The sequence below is a fragment of the Streptomyces sporangiiformans genome (assembly GCF_005768555.2).
Lineage (GTDB): Bacteria > Actinomycetota > Actinomycetes > Streptomycetales > Streptomycetaceae > Streptomyces > Streptomyces sporangiiformans.
In genome coordinates this window covers 24890-37479 of record NZ_VCHX02000331.1, presented here as the reverse complement: position 1 = coordinate 37479, position 12590 = coordinate 24890, and the positions used below count along the sequence as shown (strand labels likewise).

General features: G+C 70.9%; 9 protein-coding genes and 1 pseudogene. 5 read left to right on the top strand and 5 right to left on the bottom strand.

The features are described 5' to 3' along the window. The 3 genes from FGD71_RS47755 to FGD71_RS41880 all read left to right on the top strand — a co-directional run. A partial coding sequence (locus FGD71_RS47755; RefSeq protein WP_119105817.1) for a hypothetical protein occupies positions 1–754 on the top strand: 754 nt, incomplete at its 5' end. After that, the gene (locus FGD71_RS41885; protein ID WP_119105816.1) at positions 751–1950 is read left to right on the top strand and encodes an SMI1/KNR4 family protein; all 1200 of its coding nucleotides are present in this window, start codon (positions 751–753) and stop codon (positions 1948–1950) included. The genes FGD71_RS47755 and FGD71_RS41885, both read left to right, overlap by 4 nt. Before the next feature lie 128 nt (positions 1951–2078). Beyond that, positions 2079–4961 (top strand): carbohydrate-binding protein, encoded by a 2883-nt coding sequence (locus FGD71_RS41880; RefSeq protein ID WP_140936061.1) that lies wholly within the window; start codon positions 2079–2081, stop codon positions 4959–4961. Here the strand turns inward: FGD71_RS41880 and FGD71_RS41875 are convergent. The 3 genes from FGD71_RS41875 to FGD71_RS41865 all read right to left on the bottom strand — a co-directional run bounded on the left by FGD71_RS41875 (position 4891) and on the right by FGD71_RS41865 (position 7448). Continuing rightward, positions 4891–5343, bottom strand: a complete 453-nt coding sequence (locus tag FGD71_RS41875) for a hypothetical protein (protein WP_162931371.1) — start codon at positions 5341–5343, stop codon at positions 4891–4893. The genes FGD71_RS41880 and FGD71_RS41875 overlap by 71 nt on opposite strands. A gap of 116 nt (positions 5344–5459) precedes the next feature. Next, entirely contained in the window at positions 5460–6611 is a 1152-nt protein-coding gene (locus FGD71_RS41870) for a DUF6745 domain-containing protein (RefSeq protein WP_240437035.1), read from the bottom strand. Between the two features lie 240 nt (positions 6612–6851). After that, positions 6852–7448, bottom strand: a complete 597-nt coding sequence (locus FGD71_RS41865; protein ID WP_181359380.1) for an ABATE domain-containing protein — start codon at positions 7446–7448, stop codon at positions 6852–6854. An 81-nt stretch (positions 7449–7529) separates the two neighbouring features. Here FGD71_RS41865 and FGD71_RS41860 point away from each other — a divergent pair, with 81 nt between their 5' ends. Then, complete coding sequence (locus tag FGD71_RS41860) at positions 7530–8762, top strand: cysteine desulfurase (RefSeq protein ID WP_119105813.1); 1233 nt, start codon at positions 7530–7532, stop codon at positions 8760–8762. 54 nt (positions 8763–8816) lie between these two features. Here FGD71_RS41860 and FGD71_RS41855 read toward each other — a convergent pair whose 3' ends face one another. Further along, complete coding sequence (locus tag FGD71_RS41855; protein WP_119105812.1) at positions 8817–11303, bottom strand: alpha-L-arabinofuranosidase C-terminal domain-containing protein; 2487 nt, start codon at positions 11301–11303, stop codon at positions 8817–8819. Between the two features lie 125 nt (positions 11304–11428). Between FGD71_RS41855 and FGD71_RS48130 the strand changes: the two are divergent. Next, positions 11429–11899 (top strand): annotated as a pseudogene (locus FGD71_RS48130) (DUF6314 family protein); the annotation flags it as partial. Between the two features lie 63 nt (positions 11900–11962). Here the strand turns inward: FGD71_RS48130 and FGD71_RS41845 are convergent. Further along, entirely contained in the window at positions 11963–12586 is a 624-nt protein-coding gene (locus FGD71_RS41845) for a histidine phosphatase family protein (RefSeq protein WP_119105811.1), read from the bottom strand. Positions 12587–12590 lie beyond the last annotated feature (4 nt).

The window sequence follows — 12590 nt, the reverse complement described above, 5'->3', positions numbered from 1 at the left end:
GGTCGCGGCCGGGCACACGGCCGCGACCGCCTGGGAGCGGCTTCCGCGCGCCGAGCGGTGGACGGCACCGGTCGAGGACCTGCTCGCGATGTCCCTGCACCATGAGCGTGGCGCGATGATCGCCGACGACGTACGTGCCCTCCCCCGGTCGCCTCTCGTCATCGCCGAGGGGACGCCCGTCACACCGTCCGTCGCGGGCGCGTCCGGGCGGGCCGTGTGGCTTCTGCCGACGGCAGAGGTGCAGTACGCCCGGCTCGTCGAGCGGGGGCTGTCGCCGGGTGAGGGCGCCTTCCCGCTGTATCAGGCACTGCGGCGGGAGATCGAGGCGCGGGTGGAGGAGTACGGCGGGCGAAAGCTGGTCGTCGACGGGCGGCAGAGCGTGGCGGACACCGTCGCGGAAGTCGAGGCGCTGTTCGCCGGCCCCCTGGCCGAAGGGCCGGTGGCTGCGACGGCGGTCGAGCGCCGGCGGCTGTCGCGGTTCGCCAACAGGGCCGTCGTCTCGCAGTACCAGAGGTTCTCCGCCCGCCCATGGGCTCCGGACGGTGCGCTGAACACGGTGTACGGGTTCGCGTGCGAATGCGGGCACGACGCGTGCACGGCGGACGTGGAGCTGGCCGTCGCCGACTTTCCCGAGCTCCCCGACGAGGGTTCCCCGCCTGTCCTGGCACCGGGACACCACGCGATCATGAACGTGGACCAGGCCCTGTGCCGGGACCTGACGGGACGCGACCTGACGGGAAAGGACACCGCGTGACCCTGGACATAGCCGCCTTCACCGAGCCGCACCCGGAACGCCCGCCGACGCCCGTGGCCGTCGACTGGGCGGCGGTCGAGGCGTGGCTCGGCACCCCACTGCCCGACGACTACAAGCGGCTGGCCGGGACCCACGGCCCGCTGGACTTCGGCGCGTACCTGTGGATCCACACACCGTGCGTCGAGGAGGGCCGGTTCGACTACGGCGACTGGCTTCGCGACACGCATCGCCGGGCCCGGATCGAGGCGCGCGCGGAGCCGGAGGACGAACGTCCCGTCATCCACCCTGAGCCCGGCGGACTGCTCGCCTGGGGTCGCAGCCGGGGCAGCGACGTGCTGTTCTGGGACACCTCGGTCTCCGACGACCCGAACAAGTGGACCGTGGTCGTCCGGCACCGTGGTCCCGTACCGGGCAGTGGACTGCGCGCCTGGCACCGGTACGACCTCACACTCACCGGGTATCTGCGCCACACGGTCCGCTCCGAGTGGGAACTCCCCTCACCTCCCGGCCCGTTGATCGGCCCCCTCCCCGGATCCGTCGCCCGCACCGCCTTCCTGTCGACGGCCACACCGTGGGCCCCACCCGAGCCCACCGAGCCCCGCCTCACCGAGGGACAGCGCCGCGTCGCCCTGGAGACCGGCAGCGGCCTGGACGCCCTGCGTCTGCTGTCCCCGCCGCCGCGGGAGCCGTATCTCGGCGACGGCACCTGGGAAGCCCTCTTCGACGAACTGGGCACCCGGCTGCCACGCGAGTACGTGACGCTCATGGAGCTGTACGGCGCGGGCTGCTGGAGCGAGTGGCTGCGCTTCCTCACCCCGCTGCGGACCGGTGAGCATCGCTTCATCCATCACGTCGAGGAGACCGCGGACGGTTATCGGCAGCTCAGGGGCAACCACCCGCGGTCGTACCCCCTGAGCGTGTGGCCCGAGCCCGGCGGATTTCTCCCCTTCGCCAACTCCATCGACTCCGACTTCCTCGGCTGGCTCACCGAGGGACCGGACCCCGACGCCTGGCCCCTGATCGTCTGGCCGCGCCACGCCGAGCAGGGGCCGCCTCTCCGGAGCGGTCTGGTCGACACCCTGGTCGCCTGGCAGCGCGGCACCCTGGTGACCGAGGGACTGGCCTGCCCGGACGAGGACGACGACCCCGTCGAGTTCGCCGGATTCCGGTCCTGGGACGACCGCGCCCATTGGTGAGGCCGAGCCGCCCCGCCTCTCGGGGTCGCTGTCCGCCCGTAGGAGGAGACCTCCCCCGAGGCGGATCCGGGCCGGCCCCTTCGACGGTACGACGCCCGCGTCCCGGGCCGCGTGGTCCGCTGGATCGCATGGCTATGGACAGGCGTACGGCGGTGAAGGTGCTGGGACTCGGTTCGTTGGGGGTCAAGGGAGGCGTGGGCCTGTTCCGGATCCCCGGGGGCACGCGGGCGGCCGCGATCACGGTGCAGGGCGAGTCGGCCGTCCGCACGAACATCCCCACGGTCCGTGACCGCCGAGCTTCGGGTGGCGCGTTACTGGCGCTGGCAACGGCGCGGCGGCCGCCGGAACCAGGCTGGTACGCGACGTACGAGGTCGACGTCCCCGCCAAGGGGCCGTACCGGATCGTCGCGACGGCCACGGTCCCGGTCGAGCAACCGCACATCGAGGAGGTCGGCTCGTACTTCGGGCTCGCGGTGGGCGACGGTCCCCCGGTGCCGGTCGCCCGCTCGCAGCCGTACTGGTACGAATCCACCCCCGCGTGGGGCGATCTGTCCCAACTGGACCTCGGCGTGGTCGAGTTGGTGCGCGGCCGGAACACGATCACGTTCGTGGCCGACGAGCCGGCCGTGCTGACCGGATCCACCGGTTACCGCTTCCTCCTCGACCGGTTCACGCTGACGCCCGTGACCGGCGGCGTCGCGCCCCTGGGCATCCACCTCGGCGACCCGGCCCACCGCCTGGGCACGTACGGGGGCGACGAGCCCGAACTCCCGCCACTGGCCTTCGTCCTGGAGGCACGTACGAGGGAACTTCGCGCGCTCGCGTTCACCGTCACCGACTACTTCGGGAACGAGGTCGCGCGAGGGCGGGCGACCGTCCCGGCCGGCGAGGCACGGGCAACGATCACGCTGCCGGAACTGCGCCAACTGCCGCCTGGCCATTACCGGGTGACGGCCGGAGACGTGACCGGCTGCTTCGCGCGGCTCCCGGAACGGCGGCCCGTCACCGGCCCCGGCAACCGCTTCGGCGTCAACACCTACGTCTTCTCCCTCGTACCACCCTCCCGGCTCGACGCCTTCGCCGCCGCGATGAAGGACATGGGCGCCGGACAGGTACGCGACGGAATGTCCTGGCCCGCCGCCGAGCCCCGCCGGGGCGAGTACGACACACGGCTGTACGACGGTGTGCGGCGGGCCTTCCACCGCCACGGGCTCGCGACGCTCGACGTACTGACCACCGCCCCGGAGTGGGCGATGACCCAGGCCTCACTGCCGCTGCCCGCCGATCTGCGTGACGCGTACCGCTACGCCGCCCGTCTGGCCGCCGCCTCGCCCGACGCGATCCAGCTGTCGAACGAGCCCGACGTCGACCGGACCGGTTCCACCGGCGACCAGCACGCGGCCTTCGTCAAGGCGGCCGCGCTCGGGATCGCGGACGCGGGCCCGACGGCCACGATCACCGTGCTCCCCGGCATCGCCGAGGCGGGCAGCCACTTCCAGATCCTCATGCTGCAGAACGACGTGGCCCGCTACGCCGACGCCTGGGGCTTCCACGGCTACCCGGATCCGAGCGACCAGGAAGACCCCGAGTTCCCCGAAGCCGCGGACATGCAAAGAGAGTTGCGCCGTCTGTACGGGGCGGAGCGTCTCCCGATGTGGATGACCGAGGCCGGGATCCTCCTCGACGCACGGCCCGGCACGGATCTCACCCCGGCGCAACAGGCCGTCCAGGCCCGATATCTGGTCCGCGCGACGGTGCGGAGCCTGGCGGCCGGGACGGGGAAGCAGTTCTGGTTCGGCGGGCCGCCGCTCCACGACGAGGGCGTCTACTTCGGGATTCTCAGCCGCGACTTCCAGCCCTGGCCCGCCTACAGCGCCCTCGCCGCGCTCACCTCGCTGCTCGGTGAGGCGCGCTTCGTGGAGCGGTTGTCCGACGCGTGTTACGTCTTCGCGGCGGGCGCGGGGCGGCGGGTCACGGTGGCCTGGCGGCCCGCGACGGATGCGGAGTCGGAGGGAGCGGTGGAGGGAGAGGCCGACGGGGAGATGGAGATTCCGGTGGTGTCCGGGGCGACGGCCGAGCTGTTCGACATCATGGGCCGGCATGTGGGGACGGTCGGGCCCGAGGGGCGGGTGAAGGTGTCGCGGGACCCTGTCTATGTCGTGCAGGAGGGCGTGCGGCGAGCCGTGCGGGAGCAGGGCGGCCCGGACTCCCGTCCCGCAGCCCCTCCCCTCTCCCCCGCCGAGCACATCGTGCTCAGCCAGCGGTTCGACCTCGCGAACGCGGCGCCGAACAAGGCGGACGGCGACGCCGAGCCGCCCCTCGGCTACCGGCTGTCCACGACGACCCGGATGTCGGTCGACGTCTACAACTTCAACGAAACGCCCCAGACCGTCAAGCTGACCGGCCGCGCCTTCGGCGGCTGGACGATACGGCCGACCCGGGCGCCGGACCGTATCACCGTGCCCGCCAAGGGCCGTACGAGCGTGGAGTTCACGATCGTCGCGGGGAAGGGCGTGCGCCGGGGCGTGGACCATCCCCTGGTCTTCGAGGCGACGATCCCCTCGGCGGACGGCGACCGCTCCGTCCCGCCCTCCGTCTCCCGTATCCAGCGCAGGTCCCGCAGGCGCGGCAGCCCGATCCCGCTCGCCCCGTCCATCACCCGGCTCACACCGGCCGACGGGACCCGGGTCGACGGCCCAGACGTCCGTGTGGAGGCCCGGATCACCGACGCGCTGTCGGGCGTGGACGCCGCGCGCGTCGACGTCGAGGTGGACGGCCGGCACGCGCCCGGCCACTACGACCCGGCCACCGGACGGCTGACGGCCGATCTGCGGCTGCGTCCCGGTCGTCATGAGATCCGGATCCGCGCGTACAACCGGGCGCACGCCCCTGCCCAGGCGTCGGTGACGGTGACCGTGAGCGGGTGGCCGGTCGGGCGCGTCAGTCCGCGATCATGCGGTTGGCGGACCACGCCCGGCGTTCCGTGCTGCGCTCGCGCTGACGGCGTATGACATAGCGGCCGGGCGCGATGCCCGTGCCGCCGTGCTCGGGGTGGATGAGATACGCGACCGCCTTGGTGTCGATCACGCCGATGGCCAGGCGTGTGGGGTCGTAGAGGCTGTTGGTGAAACGGCAGGTGCCGGGGTCGGCGACGAGCGAGTGCGGGTTGCCTCCCGCGGCGCTGCGCAGCAGCTCGATGCCCCCGGCCGGGACGTCCTGCCACCGCACGAACGACTGCTGGGAGACGCTGTGCTCGACGAACGCGTACGGGATGACGATCAGGTCGCCCTGAGCCTGGAGGCCGTCGACGACGGGGATGGTCACCTGGCGCTCCAGGTGGTCTGGGACGTCGAGACCGGTGAGGTCGGTGAGATCGGCAAGGGTCATGGTCATGTGTGTCACCTTGGGGTGTGAGTGCCTGCGAAGGGCGATGAGTTGGGGGAAGGTCCTTGAGACCTGCACGCCGGGGGGCGAGGTCGACGGATGAGGGCCGAGGCCACCGAGCCGTCTCAGGTACGGCGGACGAGTCGGGCGTACTGCTCGCCGGACAGCCCGTACGTCCAGCCGGCCGCCGAGAGCGGGTCCTCGATGTGGTCGGGCACGCTGAGCCCGTAGCGCCGGCGGCGGCCGTCCGGCTCGACCGAGCCGTTGACGACGAGCAGCAGGCGCGCGGGACGGCCCCAGAGTTCGCGGGGTACGTCGTAGAGGTGGAGGTCGGAGCCGGGGTTGCCGGGGTCACCGGCCGTGCCGACGCGCCGGAGTCGGGCCTGTTCGATGTATGTGCCCCAGCCGATGCGTTCGATGGCGCTGCGCCGCACTTCCACGTTCCGCTCGGCGTGGATGCGCTCGACGGTCGGGGCCTTGACCACCCACTCCGGTACGTGGGTGCCGTGCAGGACGTGGACCTGCGCACCGTCCGCGAAACGGACGGCGGGTCCGTCGTCGCGATGCAGCCGCAACTCGCCGTGGAAGCCGCTGGGCTGGGGCTCGGTATGAATCTCGGTGGGCCGCTCGGCCATCACGCACATGCCGTCGCCGGGCCACCACCAGCCCGTCGACCGGACCAGCTCGGTCCACAGGCCCAGTTGGTCCTGGTCGTCGCCCAGGTAGGTGGCCAGGCCGACGCGCGCGAACACGTCGTAGTGGGCGACCCAGGCGGCGTCGTGCTGGCCGTACCAGGCCAGACCCGGCGCGTCCACGGCCGGGGGCATCAGCTCCGTACGGACCGGGGCGCACACCGCGTCGCGCAGTGTGGTGGTCAGCGCGTCGTACACGACGGCTTCGACCACGTCGGCAGCCGGGATGCCCGCCGCGAGGGCTTCGTCGGGCGGCAGGGTGCGCGCCGTCCCCGGCGTGGGATCGGCCCACGCCCATGACGACCGTGCGGACGGCCGGTGGCCGATCCGGTCGTTCATGCGTTCCCGCAGTTGTGACGCCAGATCGGCCAGCCGGGCGACCAGGGGCCAGTCGGATCCCTGTGCGGGCACGGCTGCGGCGTCCAGCCGCACGGGGCGGAAGCGGTCGTAGTGGTCGAGCGTGACCTGCCGCGCCGCGGCCGGGGAGGGTACCCAGACGAAATCGGGCGGTGGTGCGCCGATCAGGCGGTACAGGGCGGTGACGGCGGCCTCCGCTCTCGGCCGGTCGGCCGGGCGGACGGACAAACCATACTTGAGCCAGTCCTCGCTCAACACGCGTGCCAGAGCTACGCGTTCGGCGGAGGAGTTGGGCCAGGCGAAGGAACTGCACGCGCTACGCGCGCTTCGGAGTGATCCCCCTCGGGGATCCGGCACGGCGCTCACCAGAGGGTGGCGGTGTCCGCCTCTCGCATCATCATGCGGATGATCGTGACAGCGCGGGGCGGAGATCCGCAAGGCCTTTTCCGGATCAGCCCGGATCGTCGCTCACCGCTCTTTGCGGGCCGCGTAAGCCCGTGCCGCCCGCACCCGGTTGCCGCATTTCGTCGTGCACCAGCGGCGGGCCGCGTGGGAGCGGAGGAACCAGCGGGCACAGCCCTGGGCGGCGCACTCGGTCAGCTGGTCGGCCTCGGAGCCGGTGAGGAGTTCCGTGGCGTCCTCGGCGAGGAGGGAGAGCGCGGCGGCGGTCGGGTTGCCGGTGTCGGGTTCGTCGGCGCGGTGCGGGCCGTCGGACGTCCAGGCGAGCCGTGGGGTCGAGGGGGCGGCCGCCAGCGCGGAGTTGAGGGTGTCGAGGCTCTCCCCCGGCGGCACGGCACGGGCCGCACACGCCTCGAACAGCGGCCGCAGGGACTCGCGCAGCCCGAGGAGCCGGCCGAACTGCCGCCCGTTCAACGCCACGCGGTCTCGCAGCAGCTCATGGCGTACGAGCCACAGGTGCGCGGCCTCGGCGTCGTCGAGCAGGTCGACCGTGCCGTGGCTCAGCGTAAAACGCGTGTTGACCAGGGCGAGCGAGACATAGCGCTCCTCGCCGGGAACCGGGAGCTGGTGCAGGTAGTGGGGGGCGTCATGATCCACGCCTCTCATGCTAATGCTTGCGATTCCCCGTGAGAAGACTTAGCGTTCCTCACGTCAAACGAGAGAAAATACCGTGAGAGGTGAGCCGCTGTGGCCTTCGACGTGGACGCGCTCCGCAAGGACTTCCCGATCCTCGAACGGACGGTGGAGAGCGGCGCCCGGCTCGTCTATCTCGACTCGGGGGCCACCACCCAGAAGCCGCTCCAAGTCCTCGACGCCGAACGGGATTTCTACCTCACCCACAATGCGGCCGTGCACCGCGGCGCCCACCAGCTGGCCACGGAGGCGACGGAGGCGTACGAGAACGCGCGCCGCACGATCGCCCGCTTCGTCGGCGCCGGCGAGGACGAGATCGTCTTCACCAAGAACGCGACGGAGGGCATCAACCTCGTCGCCTACGCGCTCGGCAACGCCGGCCGGATCGGCCCGGGCGACCGGATCGTGGTGACGGAGATGGAGCACCACGCGAACCTGGTGCCCTGGCAGCAGCTCGCGGAACGCGCGGGCGCGACTCTCGACTGGTTCGGGCTCACCGACGAAGGCCGTCTCGACCTGTCCCACATCGACGAGCTGCTCGACGAGCGCACCAAGGTCGTCGCCCTGACGCATCAGTCGAACGTCCTGGGCACGCTCAATCCGATCCGCCTGATCGCCGACCGCGCCCACGCCGCCGGGGCGCTCGTCGTGGTCGACGGCGCCCAGTCCGTGCCCCACCGGCCCGTCGACGTACGGGAGTCGGGCGCCGACTTCCTCGCCTTCTCCGGACACAAGATGCTCGGCCCGAACGGCATCGGGGTGCTGTGGGGCCGGCGTGAACTCCTCGCGGATCTCCCGCCGTTCCTCACCGGCGGTTCGATGATCGAGGTCGTCGAGATGGACCGTACGACGTTCCTGCCGCCGCCCCAGCGGTTCGAGGCGGGTGTCCCGATGGCACCGCAGGCGGTGGGCCTGGCCGCGGCCGTGGACTATCTCCGGGCACTGGGCATGGCCGAGGTCGCCGCGTACGAGGACACCCTCACGGCACGGGCGCTGGAGCAGCTCCAGGAGCTCCCGGGCGTACGCGTCATCGGTCCGCGCGACCTCACGGACCGCGGCTCGGCGGTCTCGTTCACGGTCGACGGCGTCCACCCGCACGACGTCGGCCAGGTGCTCGACGAACGGGGCGTCGCGGTCCGCGTCGGCCACCACTGCGCCCGTCCGATCGTGCGGCGCTACGGGATTCCGGCGACGACGCGGGCGACCTTCTACGTCTACAACACGCCGGAGGAGGTCGACGCGCTGGTCGAAGGAGTGCGGGCGGCTCAGGCGTACTTCGGTGCCTGAGCCGCCCGCCGATCTGCCGGCTGAGGTGAGCTCACCCCAGGCGGATCCTTGGGATCACTTTCTCGGGATCCTCAGGAAGGTGACCGAGTTGCCCGGGAAGGTGTACGTGAACTTGCCGGCGACTCCCGCGAAGGTGGACTTGACGGGGGCGACGGCCGTTTCCTTCTCGGTGTTCACCGCGTCGGGCGCGGCCTTCAGGGTGGTGACAGCGGCCGTCTTCGCCGTCTTCAGCCCACCGAGGTCGATCGCTGTACGGGCGTCCGCCGCCTGGGCGTTGACGACCTTGACGATCACGTCGCCACTCTTCGCGTCCCGCGTGACGACCTGCCGGAACGGCTCGGCCGGCTTGTTGTCGGTGAAGCTGCCCCATTCCTTGCCGTCGAGGTACAGGGTGACCTGACGGCCACGCACCTTGATGTCGATGTCGTACGCGCGGCCCGTCTCGACCGATCCGGCCTTGGAGATGAGCGTCGACTTGCCGCCGTCCACGGCCTGTTCGACGGCGGACTGGGTGTTGTTCCAGCCGCCCAGGTTCCACCAGTAGTAGTTGCCGGTGTCCTTGACCCCGAAGGCGACGAGGAAGCCCTCCTTGCCGGACTTCTTGGTGGCCTTCACATGCAGGTCGTAGTCGTGCCAGGCCGGATCGCCCGCCGACACCATGGTGTTCTCGGCGGCCGCGTCGGTCTGCACGTACTGCCCGTCCTGGATGCTCCAGCTGCCGCCGCCCGTGTGGGTCCACTTCGAGGCGTCACCGGAGAAGTCGTCACTGAGCAGCGTCGCACCGTCCGCGCCGGTCACCGACACATCGTCGTACGCGGCGCTGGTCGCCCACGTCGACAGGCCGACGGCGCCCGAGATGGGGCCGTTCAGCGAAGGCGTGCCGGTGGCGGTGGAGGGCACGACCCGGTCGCCGACGTTGCGCATGAAGAGCTTCTGCACCTCGTAGTTGGCCGAGTTCCAGGACGCGTGGTTGTTGAACCAGATCATGTCGGGGCGCCACTGCACGTAGTCCTCGTTGGCGAGCAGCGGCGCGTACGAGGCCAGCTTCACGATGTCCGCGTTGCGCTCCAGGCCGGTCATGAACGCGGCTTCGGAGAGGGCGTTCTTGAAGGCGTTGCCCTGGGAGGCGTACTCGCCGAGAAAGACCTTGGGGCCGTTCCTGTCGTACGAGTCGTAGCGGTCGTTGTTCTGCAGGAACCACTGCGGGCTGTTGTAGTAGTGCTCGTCGACCATGTCGACGTTCGCTTCCCGGTTCAGCTTCCAGGCCGTGTCGAAGGTCGAACCGGTGTCGTCCGGGCCGGAGTTGGAGATGACGGTGATGTCCGGGTACTTCGCCTCGATGGCCGCGCGGAACTGCTTGAAGCGGGCGAAGAACTCGTTCGGGAGGTTCTCCTCGTTGCCGACCCCGAGGTGGGTGAGATGGAAGGGCTTCGGGTGGCCCATCTGCGCCCGCTTCTTGCCCCACTCGCTGGTCACGGGACCGTTGGCGAACTCGATGAGGTCCAGGGTGTCCTGGATGTGGCGCTTGAGGAGCGCGTCGTCGTCTGTGGCCTTGTTCTGTCCGCAGCCGGTGACGAGGGCGGGCACGACGGGCAGCGGCATCGCGCCGATGTCCTCGGAGAACTGGAAGTACTCGTAGTAGCCGAGCCCGTAACTCTGGTTGTAGCCCCAGAAGTTGGCGTTGGTCGCGCGCTGTTCGACGGGGCCGATCGTGTCCTTCCACTGGTATGAGCGCTTGCGCTGCCAGCCGGACGCCTCGTCGTATCCCTCCATGCTGCCGGTGTTGACCAGGCAGCCGCCCGGGAAGCGGACGAAGGAGGGATCGAGGGCGGCGATCTTCTGGGCGAGGTCCTTGCGCAGCCCGTGACCCTTGTACGTGTCGCGCGGCAGCAGCGAGATCATGTCGAGCGCGACCGGGCCCTCGGCGGCGACGGTGAGGCGGCCGTTGGCGCTGGTGCGGGTCGCGGTGAACTTCGCCGTGTACTTGGTCCAGCCGCCGCGCGCGGTGACGCGCCGGGCCCCGGCGAGCGCGCCCTCGGAGTCGGCCAGCGTCACGGTGAGGGCTGATGCCTGTTCGGCGCGGGCCCAGACCGAGAAGTTGTAGACCTTGCCCTCTTCGACGGAGATGCCGGTGTTGTAGCCGGAGTTGGTGACGGATGAACCGCCGTCCAGGGAGAGGTAGGTGCGGTTGCGGGCATTCAGCCGGCCGTCGTCGTTCACGGCCTTCGCGGTGCCCGACGTGGCCCAGGAGGTGAGGGGGGTGTACGAGCGGTTGTCGTCCGTCGAGTACTCGAAGGACCGGTTCTGCACGAGCTCCGAGTAGAGGCCGCCGTCCGCGGCCCGGTTGATGTCCTCGAAGAAGACGCCGTACATGGTGTCGTCGATCTTCGCGCCCGAGGCCTTCGGGTCGACCGTGATCGCGTAGTCGGTGGTGTCCTCGGCAGCGGCGTTCACGGGGGCCGGGATGACAAAGGAGGCGGCCAGGAGCCCGGTGGCCGTGAGGGAGAGTCTCCAGCGAGTGCGGGTGCGGGGGCGTGACATGAATACTCCGCGGCTCTAGAGGTTCGAAATATCGGACGGTTGTCAATACTTCGAACGGCAAAGATAGGGAGGGGGTTTGAGTGCGTCAATGGGTTGCACAGGACATGCCGGGGAGGCGGAACGGTATGAGCGATTTCCGGCCGGTGCCCGACGTGCTGGCCTATCTGTCCGGGATGTGGCGCGTGGAGCGCTCGGTCCGGGACCTCGTGAGCGGAGCGGAGGGAACCTTCAGCGGGACCACGGAGTTCGAGCCGCTCGACGGGGGCGGACAACCTGAAAGTGACGGAAAGCCGGGCGGCGGCGGGCTGCTGCACCGCGAGTCCGGCACGTTCGTGTGGCAGGGCGTCGCCCGGCCCGCCGAGCGGACGCTGCGGTTCCTGCCGGGCGAATCGGCGGGCCGGGCCGACGTACGGTTCGCCGACGGCCGCCCTTTCCACGACCTGGACCTGACGTCCGGGCGGCACATCGCTGAGCATCCGTGCGCCGCGGACCTCTACCGGGGTGAGTTCACCGTCCTGGACGCGGACCACTGGCGGACGGTGTGGCGGGTGGGCGGACCGGCCAAGAACCTGCTGCTCACCACGGACTACGCACGCGCCACGGACTACGCAGGCACCACGGACTACGCACGCGCCACGCGCGGGGGGGCGCCCGGTCGACTAGGCCTGCACGGTCCGGTCGTCGAGACGCAGGTTCCAGCGCCCCGCCCGCCCCGTGATCGTGACCATCGACAAGGGGCGGACGTCGATGTTCCAGTATGTCGACGGGGGCGCCTTCAACGCGTAGACCAGCGTGGCGCGTACGACCGCGGGTTCGGCCACCGCGACGATGCGGCCGCCGTCGTCGGCGATGGGGGTCTCCCCTGGTCGGGCGTAGCCGAGCCCCTGGGGACGAGTGTCGAGCCAATCGCCCACGCGCTTGATGAACGCGATCAGCGGCTCACCGCCGTGCGGGGCGGAGTACGGGTCGGCGAGCCACGCGTCCACGGCCCGGGGTTCGCGGGCCATCGCCTCGCCGAGCGTGAGACCGCGCCAGCGGCCCATGTCCCAGTCCCGCAAGGCGGGCTGGGCCAGCGGCGACAGCCCTAGCGCGTCACCGGTGGCCCGGCTGCGCGGTGTCGGCGAGCAGTACCGCAACTCGGCCGCCGCCAACCGCACCAACGCGTGCGCCGCGCGCTGCACCTCGTTCCAGCCCGCCAGATCGAGCGGCCGGTCGTCGTCGAAGCGCTCGGCGAGCAGCGGGGAGCTGCGCGCCGCCGCGAGGAGCGTGACACGAACGTGCATGCGG